Here is a 16,761-nt window from a genome sequence, read left to right as displayed (position 1 = left end):
GATGGAAAATAAATTAATCATAACGCCTTCCCCTCATATCCATAGTGGGGATAGCATCAGCAAGAATATGTACGGGGTGCTTATCGCACTTATCCCGGCGTTCCTCTTCTCGGTGTATCAATTCGGTTGGCATGCTCTTTTGGTAACGGCTATATGTGTCGTTACGTGCTGCCTAACTGAGTGGTTTATTACCCGTTTTATGCTCCGCCGCGAGAATTATATTTTGGATGGCTCTGCTATCCTCACGGCGGTACTCCTTGCGTTTAACCTCCCTGCGGAGCTCCCTTGGTGGATTGTAGTATTTGGCGCTTTCGTTGCCATTGCTATTGGCAAGATGGCATTCGGGGGGCTTGGGAATAATGTCTTTAACCCTGCATTGGTAGGACGTGTATTCCTCCTTATTTCGTTCCCTGCACAGATGACTACTTGGCCTGTTGCCAATAAGCTCACTGCAATGGTGGATGGGGAGACGATGGCTACGCCTTTGTCTCTTATGAAGCAGGCAATTCACGGCGATACGAGTGCCCTTGAGCAACTTCCCTCTCATCTCGATCTTTTCCTTGGGCTAAACCCGGGTTCGATGGGAGAGATTTCTGCCATAGCATTGCTTATCGGCCTTGTGTATATGCTTTGCCGTAAGATTATTACTTGGCATACTCCTATTTCGATCTTCCTCTCGGTAATTGTTTTTGGTGGTATTCTTTGGCTCATTAATCCCGAAGTTTATCCTGATCCTATCCAGCACCTAACGACCGGAGGTCTTATGCTTGGTGCCATCTTTATGGCTACGGACTATGTTTCTTCTCCCATTACGCATCGTGGTCAACTCATCTATGGTTGCTGTATTGGGTTGCTAACTGTGATTATCCGTACATGGGGAGCCTATCCGGAGGGGATGTCGTTTGCCATTCTTATTATGAATGCCTTTACGCCCATCATTAACCTCTATGCGAAACCTAAACACTTTGGAGAAAAGATAAAGAAGGAGGCTACGAAATGAAAAAGCTTGCATCTACATTCCCCAATATGCTCCTATCGCTTACCCTCATTTGCTTGCTTGTGGGGGCTATCCTAGGAGTTATGAAGTCGGTTACTGATGAGCCTATTGCCAAAACAGAGCTTAGTAACAAGATTGCTGCCATCGAAAAGGTTGTACCCGAGTTCGACAACAATCCCCTTGATGAGGTACAAGAGTTCAAAGAGGGTGAGAAAGACGTTGTGAAGGTGTACGTGGCAAAGAAGGCTGGCGAAGCTGTTGGTTATGCCGTAGAGACCTTTACCAAAAATGGTTTTGGTGGTCGTATCGACCTTATGGTAGGTTTCGATGCCAAGGGCGTTATCTGTGACTTCTCAGTACTCAAGCATGGTGAAACTCCAGGACTCGGAGCCAAGATGGACGAATGGTTCCATGCCGACTCCAAAGGTGGTAATATCCAAAATATGAAAGGTGTGGATATGGCTGCTGAGAATGGTACGCTAGTGGTTGCGAAAGATGGCGGTAAGGTGGATGCCATTACGGCTTCTACCATTACAAGTCGTGCCTTCCTCGATGCTGTTAATCGTGCTTATAAATATTATTTAGAGGCTGTCGGTAGTGCACCTGCCGGTGCTGAAGCTACGGATGCTTCTGCAGATGTACCTCAAGACGAGGCTTCCACTGCAGCAGAAACCCCCTCTACTGAAGATAATGCGGCTCCTGCCGAGAAAGGAGATAACAAATGAATCAATACGTAAAGACGCTTACTAATGGATTCATCAAGGAGAATCCTACTTTTGTACTTCTCCTTGGTATGTGTCCTACGCTGGCAACAACCACATCGGGCAAGAATGGTCTTATGATGGGGCTTGCTACAACCTTCGTGCTTATCTGCTCGAATTTGGTTATCTCGCTTCTGAAGAAGTTGATCCCGGATGCTGTGCGTATCCCCGCTTTTATTGTGGTGATCGCCGGTTTCGTAACGGTGTTGCAACTTCTCATCCAGGCTTTCCTCCCCGACCTAAACAATAGCTTGGGTATCTTTATCCCTCTTATTGTGGTAAACTGTATCGTATTGGGTCGTGCAGAGTCGGTAGCTTCTAAGCAAAACCCCGTGCTCTCTATCCTCGACGGAGTGAGCATTGGCCTTGGTTTTACTATGTCGCTGACCATTCTAGGTTCGGTACGTGAGTTCATCGGTTCGGGTAAGGTATTTGAGCAGCTCATTTACCCCGATTCGTATGGAGCATTGCTCTTTATCCTTCCTCCGGGAGCCTTCATGGTATTGGGCTGTCTTATTGCTCTCTTCAACGTAATCACGAAGAAGTCTTGATGATTTGTAGAACCCTTAATACGATTGTGTTATGCACTATATAATGATTATAATCGCGGCAATTTTCGTCAATAACGTCGTATTGTCGCAGTTCTTAGGGATCTGCCCTTTCTTTGGGGTATCTAAGAAGATTGATACAGCTGCCGGGATGGGTGCTGCCGTTACGTTCGTGCTTGCTATTAGTACGATGGTAACTTTCCTCATCAATCAGTTTGTATTGGTTCCCTATCAACTTGAGTTCTTGCAAACAATTGCATTCATCTTGGTAATCGCTTCGCTTGTACAGATGTTGGAGATGGTGCTTAAGAAGGTTTCTCCTCCACTTTATCAAGCGTTGGGTGTGTTCCTCCCTCTTATCACTACTAACTGCTGTGTACTAGGGGTGGCTATCCTTGTAATTCAGAAAGAATTTACCTTCCTAGAGAGTTTGATTTACGCTATTTCTACAGGTTTGGGCTTCTTCTTGGCAATGGTAGTCTTTGCAGGAATTCGTGACCAAGTATCAAAAGCCAATCTCCCCAAGGCTATGAAGAATATCCCTATTGCCATGATTAGTGCCAGTATTTTGGCTATGGCTTTCATGGGATTCAGTGGTATCGCTTAATTGCTAGCCGATTCAGGAGATTCGGTAAACAACTGAATTTGAAAGAGAATGGAGCGGTGTTGTTCCCCATCTAGCAGGGGAGCAGCACCGCTTCTTTTTTAGGAACTTTGGAGAAGTTACCCTATGAGAACTAGGATCTCCCCCTCCTAGCTTGGGATGAATTGCCCTTTCTTTCTTGTTAATGTATCATAAGTAGTCGTCCCTTAAAAAGCATCTTTAAGCGAGAGGTCATTATTGAATCTCATCCGTCTTATAATTTCGATTACCTCTAAAAGAGCTTTCATCGATCGCTCTTTTGATCTTATAAGTAGCTATTGCCAGCAGTATGTTTGTGGCATCCCCAGCCTCTCTAGAGAGATTCGTAGGAATCAAACCTCTCGCGGAATATATTCATATTGGCAGGCTGATATATAAGAAATGTATATCTTTGTGCTATTCCCTCCTCCAGGTAAGAGTAGATGGGAATGTTAGCTGATATTTATCGAAAATCAGGTAAAGATTATAGAGATTTCGTATCGGATAAATTGATTTTTCTTTTTGTTTTATGGAAAATATTGATCATAGTAGGCATGTTTTCATCTTCCCTTTTCAGTGGGATTATATAGACTCTTCTTCTAGTAAAAAAGAAAGTATTCCGTATGCTAGACGAACTGATTTGGATGCCTTTGATAGGCTGTTTACAAAAGTAAGCCCATTGAAGCGACGTTACTTTGAAATAGGGGCTTCTGCAGAGCATTATAGTGAGTATGTTTATTTTCATTCATTTGCTCGAAAAGCCCTCTATGGAACCAAAGAAAATAGATCAATCTATTTTTATGAACTAGATGTAGAAGGGGGACGCTACTGCATAGACATAAATACAGGCTCTTTGTCTAAGACTTATGAGCTGAAACTTGAAAGTATCTCCCTTCATGCTTTTAATACAGGTGTCGGTGTTATTTCTTTCTCTCTTTACAATGATGAATATGTTGATGAGGAGGATATTCTATATATAAATGACTTTGGCCGTCGTCTCTATCCTCAGTTTATGACTTCGGATAATAGGTTAGGGGCAAAATCAAGCTTCTTGGCAAATTCTATTTCCGGCAGTATTGGAGATATTTGTTTTCATGATGATTTCAGCCAATTTGAGCAGTCTATAGATCATACTGATATATTTCTACCTCCAGATCATATTCGTCAAGTCTTTGGTTATAAGCCAACAGACAGGCTCGGAGATAGCTGGTGTAAGTTTGTCTTTAGGGATCGAGATGAAGACTCTGGGCGAATTAGAATATCTCCAGTTATGGATGATAGAATGTATTTTTTGAGTTATTTCCAGAATAAAGATTTAGTCAATAGCCTGAAAGAAGATAAAAAGTATTTTTCAAAAAGAGAGAAAATACGATCCAAGCTAGGCTCTTCGCCAGGGATGGGATATGCATATGAAGTTGGAAAAAAGAAGGATTTTTGGTATCGCTATTTATTTGGAGATGGACTCTTTAGGGGGGTGGAAAACGAACAGATGCAGTTAGAAGAAATAAGAAGAAGCTCTTATGCAAGGTGGGTAGAAAATGGGACTCTGATTGGCATTACGAGAGACTCTGCTGTATATGTGACAAGTTGGGAGCTACTAGAAAAGCATTTTATGAGCATGTACTATCAGATGGCTATTTTATGTTTAGTTCAGCGTGCTTCTGTTCTGAGATTTAGTGGTGAGATATCTTATCTCACAAGTCAGATTCGTAGGGGAAAGAGAAAAGTCGGCACTAATATCAAAGAGCTTTATGGAAACTATATTCGTTTTTTGAATGAACTTTATTTTCGAGAGGTTACATCGCAGATACAAGGAATGGAGATGTATGAGATGTTTCAAAAGAACATGAATATTGAGCGTGATACTAAGGGCTTGGAAGGAGAAATGAAAGAACTATTTAGCTATTTGGATATAGATGAACAGAGTAAACTCAATAGAATTGCCAGTCTGTATCTACCTTTGGGGTTATGGACAGGAGTTTTGGGAATAAACACTTTTGCAAAAGGAGGGATCTTTTCTAAACTCTTTGATAATGCATCGTCTACTCAATGGGTTGCAGGAGATCTTGTAACACTCCTTGTTATGGCTTTGTGCTTATTTGTCCCTATTCGATATTATTTAATTCATAAAAAGTGAAACCTATGGAAGTTGTTTGTTGCATATTTTGTTGTGTTGTGGTTTTGGCAGTAGCTTTTGTCTTAATTGTTGTGATTGATAGATGTGTGAAACTGAAGATCCGAAAAAAAGAGCTAGAGCATAAGGAGAAGATCGAAAATTTTCGTCAGGCAGTAAACCAAGATACTCATTCTATTTTGAAGAAGGTAATGGAATCTGTACTTAAGTCTAATGAAGAGCTTGTGAAATTGTATAGAGGAAAGTGTGAAGAGAAATAGAGAAAAGAGATATGCAAAGACTAATATTTGAACTTATTCAGCATACTCCAATTATTCACTTTCAGGCCAAGGATATGGGAGCGACGCTTCGAGCATCAGAGGTAAAACCTAAGTTGGATAGGTATTTAATGAAGCAGTTTGAAAAAGAAGACCTTGATACTAGTCTGATTGAGAAGTGGAGGATTCCCGGACAAGAAGCATTGAACTACAAACTTAGTTTTAGCTTAAAGGAAAGCACTCTAGTGGAGCATTATCTTCCTGCACATAATATCAATGAAAATAGGAAAGGAGAACTTTATAAAAAAAGAGAAGAGCTAAAAGATATCAAGATATTGTCTCCATCTCCTTTTTTTGCTAATGAAGAGAAGTTGAAGAATGGAGAGAAAAAGGGTTCTGAGTTGAGATTAGCAATACGATGCAAAGAAAATATAGAAGGAGAGATATTTTCTAAATACCAGGATCTGTGTGACAAAATAAAATCTCATTTAGAAGACTTTTTTTTGCTACATAACTTTGGAATGAGGCAAACAAAGGGTTTTGGAAGCTATACCATATCTTCAATATCAGGAATAAGGATTGGTGACTCTCAGAAATATATATCCCAGAAGATGATAGATATTGGAGTTCTATTTTGTTTAAAAAGCAAAAGTGATAATCTCAGTTTTCAATTTAGACAGATTGTGAATTTTCATAGGAAGATTAAGACTGGGAAAAGGAAGACAATCTCAGAACTAAGACGTTACTTTCTGGCAAAAGGAATAGAGTGGGAAAAAATATTGGAATTAAAGATTATTGATTTCCGACAGAAGCAAGGCGGTATTAGACAAAATTTTTCCGTGCGCTATATTCGAGCTTTATTGGGATTGCACGAACATTTTGAGTTCCCCAATAAAAAGCTAATTAGGGTATCTCATGATAACATAAAGCGTTTCGCCTCTCCAATAACCTACAAGCCTATTGGAGGGGTTGTTTATATAATATTGTCGGAGATTCCTTATGAAATGTTTGATGCAGAGTTTACATTTTCATCTGATTCTGCAAATAAGCAAACTATACATACACCCAAGGATTTTGATCTTTCTGATTTCCTGGGTTTCATTAAAGATGAAGAATTGATAGATGTGAAAAAACTATTATGATATATACCGCAATAACCATTGGACCGATAGGTAAAACCTTAGACAAGGCTCGAAGCGTGAAGTCCTTTTGGACAGCGAGCTACCTCTTTTCCTGGATAATGCAGAATTTGCTCACAGAATTGTCCAAAGGGGGCTTTGAAGTTCTTTCTCCAGCTCTAGTTGGCAAAGATGTTTTGGGAGAGATTTCTGAAAAGGTGGGGTTATATCCCGATGGGCTTTTTGCCAAAGGAGAGCTTAAAGAGAAGAAATTTGAAGAGGTAAAAGGGAAAATCTTCGGCGATCTTGCCGGCAATTTCAAGGAGGCCTTTCAGAATGAAAAAAAGACATTGAACAAAAGATAAAAAAGGAAAGTAACCAAAAGCGGAAGAGAGAGCTTGAAGAAATAGAAAGTCGGTATAGCGATGCTGCTTCGAAGGACGAGGAGTATATTTGCGAGTACTTAAAGAATTACCTTTCTATTTCCTGCATAACTGTAGAGCTCGACTCCGATTGTGGAATTTTGGAGCAACTCAACAACTACTTAGACACACAGGAGTTATTCAAGAGAGCCTCCATACAGATTGACGAGGATTATATGGAGCTTTTTATCGAGGCTACCAATAATCCATTCTTAAAGGCTTATTCAACTAAGAGAGCCTTTCCAAGCACATCGGAGATAGCTGTGTTAGGATGGGAAAAAGAACCACCCAAGGATGAAAAGGGCGAGGTAGAGTACACCCAGTTAACCTCAAAGCCTGGTTTTCGTAATTGTTACAAGTATCTAGCAGTTATAAAGGCGGATGGAGATCGCTTTGGAACGTACATTAAAACTCTCAAAGTAGACAAGGAAGAGGAAATAGAAGAAGACAGAGAAAAGAAAAACAAGCTAAGCAGATTTACAAAGTCATTCTCGGACTTCTCTGTTGGGGTAGCCAAAGAGTTGAAGGAGCCGGAGGCTATACCTGTCTATATCGGAGGAGATGATCTCTTTCTCTTTACTCCTGTATTGGGGGGTAATATTGAGAAGGATGTATTCCATCTTATCAAGAAGATAGATGACTTATTTATCCAAAAGAAGATAGGTATAGGTCTTTCCATGTCTTACGGCGTAAGTATTTTTTACTACAAGAGTCCAATGTCTGAGGCAATAGACATAGCCGATAGTATGTTGAAGAAAGCAAAAGGTGCAACGAGAGATGCCGTAGCTATATCTATACAGAGACACAGTGGACAGAAGATAGAGTGCCTGCTGCCGCGTAAGCATAGTACCGATGAAGCAAAGCGAAAAGGATGTTTGTACGAAAAGATTATTCTCCTTATACGAGATTTCAAAGGCGATGGGAATATGCTCAATAGTCTTATCTACTGGATAGAAGAGATGTATGAGATACTTTTCATTGATGAGGTTACGCAATCTCAAGAGCGTATCAATGCTGTCTTTGATAACTTTTTCGATGAAGAGATTCACAAAAAGAACAAAGAGTTTTTCGACCACCTCAAGGACTTTATCTACTCTATGCACCTCTCCGAAGATGTTCCCAACAAGCTCTCTGAGAAGAAACTTTTGCATGGAATCTTGCGTTATTGTCAATTTGTAACTGCTAAAACAGAGAAATAATATGGCTACCTATCTCATTAAACTTACTCCATTGGATAAGTTTTTCTTTGGGCAGAAGAAAACCTTTGGCGATGATAATGTGAATTACGTTGTGTACTCCTCCTTCTTTCCTCAGCAAACTGCCTTGTTGGGGCTTTTGCGCTATCAAGTATTGCAAATAGCAGGAGAGGAAGTCTTCAAGAATAATAAAATACAAGACAAAGAGAAAGCTGCAAAATTGATTGGTAAACAGAGCTTTAATCCAATCGTTGAGGACTTACAGTTTGGTGTTATCGAATCGATCTCTCCTATCTTTATCATAGATAACGAGACAAAAGAATACTTTCTGCCTGTGGGCAGACGGTTTCAAAAGGGGGACGAAACATACGAGCTCTTGCACCTCTCATGTGAAGGTGGATACCCTCCTATCTTTGACGGATACGAAGCCAAGAGGGGAATGACATCTTGCTGGCTATCGTCCACGAATAATACACGACTTAGCGAAGAAGACTTCTTTATAAAAGATGAGCGTATTGGAATACGCAAAGATTATAAAGGAGCAACGAAAGATGATTCTTTCTTTCGTCAGAGGTACTACCGATTTAATAATTTCCGGGAGGTAGAGAGAGAAGAAAATGGGGAGTGCAAGCAACCACCTCTACGTGAGCACAACTTCTGCTTCGCGGTTCTTCTAGAGAAAAAGGACGAAAAAGAAATAGAGCTATCGAAGTTGGATAAGAGAATCGTCTACCTCGGAGGAGAGCGACAACCTTTCCTTCTGGAGGTAAGCGAGGAGACTCACACCTTTGCCTTCAAAAGTACCCCTTTTACGAGCGATAAGAAATACTATACCGTAGTACTCCTATCTGATGCTGTGATTGAGCCTGATCATCTTAGCGACGTGAAATTCGCAAGTACAGAAGTGAAAGACTTTGCCTGTTTGCTCACTCATGTCGGGACTCAAAATTTCTACAATAAGGAGAGAAAGAGGCAAAAACAGTACCTCGAGGAATCTGCAACTGCCCTAAGTCTGCAACAGGAGCTATACGCTAGAGGCTCTGTGTTTTACTTTGAAAGAGAAGAGCAAGCGAAGCAATTCTGCAACCACCTTAAGAATGTATCTAGCTTTTATACCGTCGGCTATAATCATGCCGCAATGTTCAATCCAAGTTCATCAGAAAAATAAAAGAAACTCAATATGAAATTGAAAACAGTAGCTTACATGATTCGTTGCCTTACCAATATGCATGTGGGTAAGGGAGATGCCACCTACGAAGTGGTGGACAAATGTGTGCAACGAGATGTGACCACAGGGGTACCCTGCATCTACTCCTCCAGCCTCAAAGGGGCTTTGAGGCACTTCTTTACGAGTCGTAAATTTGCCTACATTGACCATGTGTTTGGTTCTGATATGAGCAGAGATGGGGAGAACGAAAACAAGAAGAATGAAAAAGAATATAGCGTTGGCAACTTCACTTTTTTCCAAGCCAACTTACTGGCATATCCTGTTCAGAGCCTCGATAACGGCACTACTTACATCCTTAAAACAAACAATGGATTAAAAAGACCAATGGAAGACTTGGCAAAACATCTCAGTGTAGAAAACTACATCCAGAGCGAGTCTTTCAACTTAGAGGAAGATGACCAACTCTATACTCACCTCGAACATCTCCCAGTCATAGCTCGCAACAAATTGGAAGATGGAAAGAGTGAGAATCTATGGTACGAAGAGGTCGTACCTGCTGAGAGTCGATTTGTCTTCTTTGTATCCTACGATAATGAAGAGATCTTTAAGGAGTTCGATGAGATAATCCAAAAGGAACTCATCCAAATAGGAGCTAATGGCTCTATTGGTTACGGTTTTTGCAAGATTACTAAAGTTTGAAGATCCCGACAGAGATGAATACGAAGACTATACAAGATTTGATACCAAAGGCTATGCTGGCTATCAAGCAAGTTGGTATTGTTGGTACGGATGAGAAGTTCAATAAAGTTCATAAGGGCTATATCAATGCTCTTGGTCCTAATATCGTCCAGTCGGGGCTACTTCCTACTCTCATATTTTACAACAAAGATGAGCGAAAGCTATGGCTCAAAGCACTGTACTATATGCAGGAGGTTATAAGTAGAGAAACAGAGTCTGCGGACATTGAGCCTACGGCCATTATCAAACTTATAACAGGAGGAGAAGAGGGAAGAGTAAAAGATTTAAAGTCCAGGACAAGAGACTGGGAGCACAAAATACTTGAGTATGCGATAGCTCTCAAACTGGCTCTTCGGACTTTTGTTGTTGAAGAGCCCAAGAAAGACGAAATGGAACAACAGGAAGGGAGTGAATTATGAATTTTGGACACTGGTACTACCAAGAGTATTTCGATACAATAAATCTCAATAGCGAGGGGATTGTGACTAACTTCTCTAAGTTCAATAAAGGGGAGAATGATAAATTAAAGGGAGCCACTCTTCCTCCCTATAAAGAGAATATTGAGGGTCTAACGACCTTTGATCTAACGACCTGCTACCCGGGATTGCTGTGCGGCGTGGGCTATCACCACGAGATAAATAATCCTAAGAATGAGCTGCAAGAAAAGGAGGAGTTAGAGGTTTACAACCTTGGGATGTATTTTGATTACACTTCTGGTCTGCCGGTTATCCCGGGTTCTTCCATAAAGGGTGCGTTAAGATCTGCTATTGAAGAGTGGGATTTCTTCGGATATAAGGAGGGAGATGAACAAAAAGAGTGGAATGGTTGGGACAAGAAAAAGTTTATAAGAGAGAGCTTTGAGGGGGAAGGGAAGTCTATCTACGATAAAGATATTTTTCTGGATGCTTATCCTTTCACCGTAACTGATGGTTGCACTCTCTTTGGAGAAGATTATATTACGCATCATGAAAATCCATTAAGAGATCCCAAGCCAATACGTTTTCTTAGAATAAATTCCGGTGTTACTTACCAATTCCGTTTTCTATTCAGGAATAATGACACTTTCACAGCAGAAGTGAAGAAAGAACTATTTCGGGAGATTATACTGACATTTGGGATTGGAGCAAAAACTAATGTGGGATATGGACATTTTACAGGAGAAAAATATCAATGCTAGTGTTAATACAGAAGAATCTTCTTTTTGGCTGAAAATATATATCTTTGTGCTATTCCGCTTTCTAGGTAAAAGTGGAGGAGAATTCTCGCTGATTTTTATCAAGAAATCAGGCAAAACTGGTAGGGAAAATTGGGTGAAAATCGCGGAATAATTGGGCAGAATATTTTCTTCTCCTAGGCAGGAAATATTCTCCACTTCGGTAGAGAAAGGTGTAGAGCCGTAGAAGACGGAAAAAATATCTTTTAACCTAGAAATAGAGAGGGTATATATATGAGACGACGATTGTTTTACCAAATAACTATCCTGCTACTAGGAAGTGTTTCTTTGGCTTCGGCACAAAGCGTACGAGGGAGGGTATTAGACGAGAATGGTGTGCCAATCTCATTTGCTACGATGCGCCTTCTTGTGCCGCAAGACTCTACCGTTATCAATGGCGGCGTCTCCGATGCAAATGGCTCCTTTGAGGTGGATCGTAAGGGAGTTTCTCTCCCTCTCTTACTAAAAGGGAGCTACATGGGCATGGAGGATGTCTACCATACGATTGCAAAGGAGAGCGAGATAGAGCTACGTATGCACCCTCTTACTAGTCAACTAGAAGAGGTAACCATAACGGCTCATCGTCCCTCACATACCCTTGTTAATGGAGGGATTAGTACAACCATTGAGGGCACAACATTAGCCCAATTGCCCAATATCTATCGTATGCTTGCCCAACTGCCCATGGTAGAAGTGCAAAATGAAGGTATAACGGTGCTGGGCAGAGGTACTCCCCTCATCTATATCAATGGTCGTAAGATGACTGATGCCACCGAGCTACAGCGTCTATCTCCACATCTTATTGAGAAGATAGATGTTGTAACTACCCCCGATGCACGATACTCAGCTTCGTCTCGAGCCGTTATTCTCATAACGGTACGCCGCGAACCTGGGAGTGGGCTTAGCGGTATTGTACGAGGGGATGCTGAGACCTATCTCCGCAAGCAGGAAAAAATAGCTTTGGGGGATTACCTTCTTGCTGACCTTAACTATCGCGCAGGGAAGTGGGATATTCTTGCTTCTGTGAGTCAGCGTAATAGTTTCTTTGTAAAGGATATAAAGGCCGACTTTTGGGGGAGAGCGGATGGCAATGAGTGGCATAATAGATCTACTTTGACTTATGAAGAAGATCGTCATCGCATTCAGTCTTCCCTTGGTCTTAGCTATACGGATGCCCTCAATAGTGCAGGGGTAAAGTACAAAGGCACGTGGGAACCTTTGTCTCGAGAGGTACTTTCTACCGAATTGTACTCACTACGCAATAGTGGGCCGGAGGAGAAGCTTTGTAATCGGGATCATCAGCGAACCTTTCCTCATCTATCACATCGGGCTAATGCTTACTATATTCGTAAGTTAGGCTCTTGGGAGCTATCAGCAGATGGAGACTTTTACAGCTCCTCTTATAAGGGAGAGGGAGTAGTGGTAGAGGGGAAGAGCTTCGACCAAATTGATCATACCTATGTCAGTAAGAAAGGTGCTACTAATCAGGCTTGGGGTGTTCGCTCCGAAGTGCGCGGCCCCCTTTGGGGAGGAACAAGTTCTTTGGGGATGGAGTACTCAAGCACGAAGCGAGGGGATACTTATCAAGCTGCCGCAGAGCTAAATCTCCCGAGTAATAATACCCAAATCAAAGAGCAGCAATTCGCATTTTATCTAGGGCACTCTAGGCTTATTGCCGATAAGGTACAGTGCTCGTTGGGGCTGCGCTTGGAGCGAGTAGAGAGCGATTATACCTCTCAAGGTAAGCGAGTGCCGGAGCTTAGCCGTCGCTATTTCAATCTCTTCCCTAATTTTTCTTTGGCAACTCGCCTTTGGGGAATGAATGTACAACTTGCATTTAACTCTCGCATTGAGCGTCCCCAATATTGGCAGTTGCGTTCGGATTATAGCTATATCAGCCGTTTTGAATACCAAACGGGAGAGCCCAACCTTCGCCCTGGGCTCACCTATGCTACGGAGTTTACGCTCAATCGTAAATGGATTACATTCCTTCTATCCCATCAGTATCTCAAGTATAGCATTCAGCAGATTACAACTCGTATGCCCGATATACGAGAGGAAGGGAAGTATCGCCCCTTTACTACGCTTCTCACTCAAATCAATGAGCAGCCTTTTCATGGGATGCAGGCAATGCTTATCCTCTCTCCTAAGATTGGGTTTTGGAGCCCCTCCTATACTTTTGGAGTCCTCAAACAATTTGGTTTTTATCGCTACGATTTTGAGGAGCGAGTAGCTCTTTCTAAGCCATGTCTTCATATTGCTCTCAAGAATAATTTTGCTCTACCCTATGGTATCCTTTTTGGGGCTAATTTCGAACTTCTAGGATTTGGAGATATAGAGAATGTTTCCTTCGAGAAACCCCAGATCCGGAGTTCTTTAGAGCTGGGTAAGCAATGGTTGGGAGGAAAACTTTCGACGAATTTATACCTTTCGGATCCCATTAGAAACGAACATTACCGCATGGTTTCTCGGTATTCTCGCCTTCTAATATCTAATTTTTACTCTCCTGAGATCTTTTTTTCCGTCTCCTATCGGTTTAATACCACAAAGAGTAATTATCGTGGGCGAGGAGCTCTTGACCGTGAGGTTAGTCGTATGAGTAGGTAGGGAGTGGCTCTGGGGATAATTTCCCCACGCCAAGCTGAGGGATGGCGAAGAGCGTATAATAAAGGGGAAAATAGGTCGGAGTGGTCAATTTTCTTATGTACTTTTGTGGAAGTAAAAAAGAAGAGTATGATTCGCTACAAGATAGGGTTAGCTCTCAGTGGGGGTAGTATCAAGGGGTTTGCTCACCTCGGGGTGCTCCAATATATGGATGAGATTGGGCTTAAACCCGATATAATAGCCGGTACAAGTGCCGGAGCTATCATGGGGGCTTTTTATGCTGATGGATACAGCCCCAAGGAGATATTTGAGATTTTTTCTTCTGTTGGGTTCCGAGGGATGACCTCTCTATTACCTAAGCGAGGGGGGATGTTCTCAACGAAAAACTTCATGGAGAGGCTCAAAACTTATCTGCATCACCAGAATATAGAGGAGCTACCCATCCCGCTGCGTATTGTGGCTACCGATTTGGATAATGGTTGTCAGCATGTTTTCTCCGAGGGGGCTCTTGCTGAGCGCATCATGGCCTCTTGTAGTGTCCCTGTACTGTTTCAACCTGTCGTGATCGATCGGGTTTCCTATGTCGATGGCGGGCTATTCCGCAACTTCCCCGTGACGGTGATCCGAGAGGAGTGCGACAAGGTAATTGGGGTAAACCTAGGCCCCGAAACATTTCGTCGCTACAAGAAAACCATTAGGGGGGTGGCTGAGCGTTCGTGGCAGTTGGTTTTTCGTCAGAATACACGCATTGACAAGGAGGCTTGCGACCTCCTCCTAGAAACCTTTAAGGTAATGAAATTCGGGATGTTTGAGGTGAGTAGTGCCGCAGAGATCATGGCGCTTGGCTATCGTATGGCACAGCGTAGTGGCATGGAGCACTTCCTCCCCATACAGTTGCCCTCGGAGTAATCCTTCTACTATTTCTCTAGGATAATCTCTAGAAGGGCTTCTATATTGCTTGCCTCTCGTTCGGATTGATTGAGAGAGCCATATATAAATTTTGAAGGGCACACTTTGATGTATTCCCCTCTCACTTCGTCTTCGGAGGAGGGGCGAGTGGCTATGTTGTAGCGAGAGAGTGCTTTTTGCACCATCGAGGCTCGCTGGCCGTCGCCGATTAGAGCGATAGTGGATTTCGTATCCCTTTCGATCGAAAATAATCCCGTTTGGAGGTCGAATCGGATACCGCGCCCTGCCAAGAAGTTACTCAACGTACCATCCAAGGCAAGATCCTCCGGAGTGCCTACTCTTAAGCCTTCTTTTTTGTCAAGCGTCCATATCTTATCCGCAATACGTAGGGCAAGTTCGAGATCGTGCGTGCTCAAAAATATGCTTTTCTTGAGGGTGTGCGCAAGACGAAACAAAAGATACATTACCTCCACTTTGGCAGGGAAGTCGAGAAAGGCGGTGGGCTCGTCTAAGAAAATAACAGGGGTCTCTTGGGCTATAGCCTTGGCAATCATTACTTTTTGTCTTTCCCCATCGCTGAGCGTCTGTACCATGCGATCTCGCAGGTGGGTTATACCTACGGCTTCGATGGACTCCTCCACAATCTTTTTATCCCTAGGCATGAGTTTGCCCCAAAATCCGGTATGGGGGCTTCGTCCTAGAGCTACCATCTCAAAGGCAGTCATATTGCGGAGGTTGCATTTCTCGGTCAGTACTACGGCTATGAGCTGGGCAAGCTGTTTCGGTTTGTAGAAAGAAAAATCTTTGTCAAGTAGGGTAATTGTGCCCGATCTTCTCGGCAAGAAGCCTGCCAAGGTATAGAGAAGGGTAGACTTGCCTGCACCATTTGCGCCAAGTAGGCAGGTCAGCTCCCCACGATAGAGCGAAGCCGAGAGTTGCGAGGAGACAATGTGTTCGCCCCAACGCCCTTCGTAGCCTGTGCTAAGCCCCTCTAGTGTGATACTTGGCTGTTTGTTCATTCTCGTATTTCTCCGCGATGCTTGCTAAAAAGTACAGATATGACTACGGGGGCGCCAATGAGGGCTGTTACCGAATTGATGGGAAGAGCCCCCTCAAACCCGGGAAGTCGTGCAATGAGATTGCACAGAAGGGCAATGGCACTCCCCAAAAGGATGGATGTAGGTACCAGTATGCGGTGATCTGAGGTTTGGAAAAGGCTGCGACAGAGATGCGGAACGGCTAATCCGAGGAAGATGATGGGTCCACAGAAGGCCGTTACCAAGGCAACCAGTGCCCCCGACGTGGTGATGACTAGGAGGCGTGCTCTCTTGATATTCAAACCCAAACTACGTGCATAACTCTCGCCCAAGAGCATGAGATTGAGCGTTTTGATGAGTAAAAAGCTAAGTAGGAGGAGTACGAGAATCAGCACGACAAATAGGGGCACTTGCGACGGGGAGATGCGAGAGAAACTGCCCAACCCCCAGAAGACATAAGCTTTGATATCCTCTTCTACACTAAAGTATTTGAGTACCCCTATCACGGCATTCACCACATAACCAATCATTACCCCAATGATGAGGAGCGTTACATTCCCCTTTACCCTCTGTGATACGTAGGCGATGAGTATCATAATGGTAAACGAACCTAGTATAGCACCTAGGGTAACAGCGACTTCGCCCAAGATACCTAAAGAACTAAGGGCTACCCCGCCTAAGCTACCCGATAGTAGGACGATAAGGGCAACCCCAAGGCTTGCTCCCGAGCTAATACCCAGTACAGAAGGGCCTGCAAGGGGATTGCGAAAGACCGTTTGCATCAGTAGACCGCTAACAGAGAGTCCGGCTCCGGCAATCATGGCCGTGAGAGACTGGGGAATGCGAGATTTCGTTACTATGTTGAACCAAATAGGTTCGGATGCGTCGCCCTCTAGGCAGATCTTTATAATCGAATTTAGGGGAATGGAGACCGAGCCTAGAGCGAGATTGAGCAGAAACAGCAGCACAATACCCCCTACAAGAAGGATGATTTTGGAGGATAAGGCAAGCTGTTTCATAAAGGGGAAAACGTGCTA

At 43.0% G+C, this 16,761-nt stretch carries 16 protein-coding genes; 14 read left to right on the top strand and 2 right to left on the bottom strand.

The window, feature by feature from the left end:
* Position 1: 1 nt before the first annotated feature.
* The 14 genes from ACTTHR_RS03070 (at position 2) to ACTTHR_RS03005 (ending at position 14,687) form a co-directional block, all read left to right on the top strand.
* The gene (locus tag ACTTHR_RS03070; protein WP_281677116.1) at positions 2–1,000 is read left to right on the top strand and encodes an RnfABCDGE type electron transport complex subunit D; all 999 of its coding nucleotides are present in this window, start codon (positions 2–4) and stop codon (positions 998–1,000) included.
* Positions 997–1,722, top strand: a complete 726-nt coding sequence (locus ACTTHR_RS03065) for an RnfABCDGE type electron transport complex subunit G (protein WP_004335399.1) — start codon at positions 997–999, stop codon at positions 1,720–1,722. Before ACTTHR_RS03070 ends, ACTTHR_RS03065 begins: the two co-directional genes overlap by 4 nt.
* On the top strand, positions 1,719–2,309 hold the full coding sequence (rsxE, locus tag ACTTHR_RS03060; protein ID WP_276772526.1) for an electron transport complex subunit RsxE: 591 nt from the start codon (positions 1,719–1,721) through the stop codon (positions 2,307–2,309). Before ACTTHR_RS03065 ends, rsxE begins: the two co-directional genes overlap by 4 nt.
* Positions 2,310–2,340: 31 nt before the next feature.
* The gene (gene rsxA / locus ACTTHR_RS03055) at positions 2,341–2,913 is read left to right on the top strand and encodes an electron transport complex subunit RsxA (protein WP_004335431.1); all 573 of its coding nucleotides are present in this window, start codon (positions 2,341–2,343) and stop codon (positions 2,911–2,913) included.
* A 544-nt stretch (positions 2,914–3,457) separates the two neighbouring features.
* Positions 3,458–5,065: a hypothetical protein gene (locus ACTTHR_RS03050; protein ID WP_442605147.1), complete on the top strand. Its 1,608-nt coding sequence runs from the start codon at positions 3,458–3,460 to the stop codon at positions 5,063–5,065.
* A 268-nt stretch (positions 5,066–5,333) separates the two neighbouring features.
* Positions 5,334–6,461, top strand: coding sequence for a hypothetical protein (locus ACTTHR_RS03045; protein ID WP_442605146.1), 1,128 nt, complete (start codon positions 5,334–5,336; stop codon positions 6,459–6,461).
* Entirely contained in the window at positions 6,458–6,802 is a 345-nt protein-coding gene (locus ACTTHR_RS03040) for a type III-B CRISPR-associated protein Cas10/Cmr2 (protein WP_442605145.1), read from the top strand. Before ACTTHR_RS03045 ends, ACTTHR_RS03040 begins: the two co-directional genes overlap by 4 nt.
* Positions 6,787–8,058, top strand: coding sequence for a type III-B CRISPR-associated protein Cas10/Cmr2 (cas10, locus tag ACTTHR_RS03035; RefSeq protein WP_442605199.1), 1,272 nt, complete (start codon positions 6,787–6,789; stop codon positions 8,056–8,058). The genes ACTTHR_RS03040 and cas10 overlap by 16 nt, the downstream gene beginning before the upstream one ends.
* 1 nt (position 8,059) lies before the next feature.
* On the top strand, positions 8,060–9,223 hold the full coding sequence (cmr3, locus tag ACTTHR_RS03030) for a type III-B CRISPR module-associated protein Cmr3 (RefSeq protein WP_442605144.1): 1,164 nt from the start codon (positions 8,060–8,062) through the stop codon (positions 9,221–9,223).
* A gap of 12 nt (positions 9,224–9,235) precedes the next feature.
* Positions 9,236–9,922, top strand: a complete 687-nt coding sequence (cmr4, locus tag ACTTHR_RS03025; protein ID WP_442605143.1) for a type III-B CRISPR module RAMP protein Cmr4 — start codon at positions 9,236–9,238, stop codon at positions 9,920–9,922.
* 14 nt (positions 9,923–9,936) lie between these two features.
* Positions 9,937–10,380, top strand: a complete 444-nt coding sequence (locus ACTTHR_RS03020; RefSeq protein ID WP_442605142.1) for a type III-B CRISPR module-associated protein Cmr5 — start codon at positions 9,937–9,939, stop codon at positions 10,378–10,380.
* Positions 10,377–11,138, top strand: a complete 762-nt coding sequence (cmr6, locus tag ACTTHR_RS03015) for a type III-B CRISPR module RAMP protein Cmr6 (protein WP_442605141.1) — start codon at positions 10,377–10,379, stop codon at positions 11,136–11,138. Before ACTTHR_RS03020 ends, cmr6 begins: the two co-directional genes overlap by 4 nt.
* Before the next feature lie 270 nt (positions 11,139–11,408).
* The gene (locus ACTTHR_RS03010) at positions 11,409–13,781 is read left to right on the top strand and encodes a TonB-dependent receptor domain-containing protein (protein ID WP_442605140.1); all 2,373 of its coding nucleotides are present in this window, start codon (positions 11,409–11,411) and stop codon (positions 13,779–13,781) included.
* A gap of 126 nt (positions 13,782–13,907) precedes the next feature.
* Positions 13,908–14,687 (top strand): patatin-like phospholipase family protein, encoded by a 780-nt coding sequence (locus ACTTHR_RS03005; RefSeq protein WP_281677113.1) that lies wholly within the window; start codon positions 13,908–13,910, stop codon positions 14,685–14,687.
* 8 nt (positions 14,688–14,695) lie between these two features.
* Here the strand turns inward: ACTTHR_RS03005 and ACTTHR_RS03000 are convergent, their stop codons facing one another.
* The gene (locus ACTTHR_RS03000) at positions 14,696–15,706 is read right to left on the bottom strand and encodes an ABC transporter ATP-binding protein (protein WP_442605139.1); all 1,011 of its coding nucleotides are present in this window, start codon (positions 15,704–15,706) and stop codon (positions 14,696–14,698) included.
* On the bottom strand, positions 15,703–16,743 hold the full coding sequence (locus ACTTHR_RS02995) for an iron ABC transporter permease (protein ID WP_304285056.1): 1,041 nt from the start codon (positions 16,741–16,743) through the stop codon (positions 15,703–15,705). The genes ACTTHR_RS03000 and ACTTHR_RS02995 overlap by 4 nt, the downstream gene beginning before the upstream one ends.
* Positions 16,744–16,761: the final 18 nt, after the last annotated feature.

Source organism: Porphyromonas endodontalis (assembly GCF_052173515.1).
Taxonomy (GTDB): domain Bacteria; phylum Bacteroidota; class Bacteroidia; order Bacteroidales; family Porphyromonadaceae; genus Porphyromonas; species Porphyromonas endodontalis_A.
This window is presented reverse-complemented; position numbering and strand designations above follow the sequence as displayed.

What these genes read in the sequence shown, in the direction of transcription:
- ACTTHR_RS03040 (WP_442605145.1), top strand. Translation starts at nt 6,458, where the DNA reads ATGATATATACCGCAATAACCATTGGACCGATAGGTAAAACCTTAGAC.
- ACTTHR_RS03045 (WP_442605146.1), top strand. Translation starts at nt 5,334, where the DNA reads ATGCAAAGACTAATATTTGAACTTATTCAGCATACTCCAATTATTCAC.
- ACTTHR_RS03070 (WP_281677116.1), top strand. Translation starts at nt 2, where the DNA reads ATGGAAAATAAATTAATCATAACGCCTTCCCCTCATATCCATAGTGGG.
- ACTTHR_RS03050 (WP_442605147.1), top strand. Translation starts at nt 3,458, where the DNA reads ATGGAAAATATTGATCATAGTAGGCATGTTTTCATCTTCCCTTTTCAG.
- ACTTHR_RS02995 (WP_304285056.1), bottom strand. Translation starts at nt 16,743, where the DNA reads ATGAAACAGCTTGCCTTATCCTCCAAAATCATCCTTCTTGTAGGGGGT.
- ACTTHR_RS03000 (WP_442605139.1), bottom strand. Translation starts at nt 15,706, where the DNA reads ATGAACAAACAGCCAAGTATCACACTAGAGGGGCTTAGCACAGGCTAC.
- cmr6 (WP_442605141.1), top strand. Translation starts at nt 10,377, where the DNA reads ATGAATTTTGGACACTGGTACTACCAAGAGTATTTCGATACAATAAAT.
- cmr3 (WP_442605144.1), top strand. Translation starts at nt 8,060, where the DNA reads ATGGCTACCTATCTCATTAAACTTACTCCATTGGATAAGTTTTTCTTT.
- rsxE (WP_276772526.1), top strand. Translation starts at nt 1,719, where the DNA reads ATGAATCAATACGTAAAGACGCTTACTAATGGATTCATCAAGGAGAAT.
- ACTTHR_RS03020 (WP_442605142.1), top strand. Translation starts at nt 9,937, where the DNA reads ATGAATACGAAGACTATACAAGATTTGATACCAAAGGCTATGCTGGCT.
- ACTTHR_RS03005 (WP_281677113.1), top strand. Translation starts at nt 13,908, where the DNA reads ATGATTCGCTACAAGATAGGGTTAGCTCTCAGTGGGGGTAGTATCAAG.
- ACTTHR_RS03010 (WP_442605140.1), top strand. Translation starts at nt 11,409, where the DNA reads ATGAGACGACGATTGTTTTACCAAATAACTATCCTGCTACTAGGAAGT.
- cmr4 (WP_442605143.1), top strand. Translation starts at nt 9,236, where the DNA reads ATGAAATTGAAAACAGTAGCTTACATGATTCGTTGCCTTACCAATATG.
- rsxA (WP_004335431.1), top strand. Translation starts at nt 2,341, where the DNA reads ATGCACTATATAATGATTATAATCGCGGCAATTTTCGTCAATAACGTC.
- ACTTHR_RS03065 (WP_004335399.1), top strand. Translation starts at nt 997, where the DNA reads ATGAAAAAGCTTGCATCTACATTCCCCAATATGCTCCTATCGCTTACC.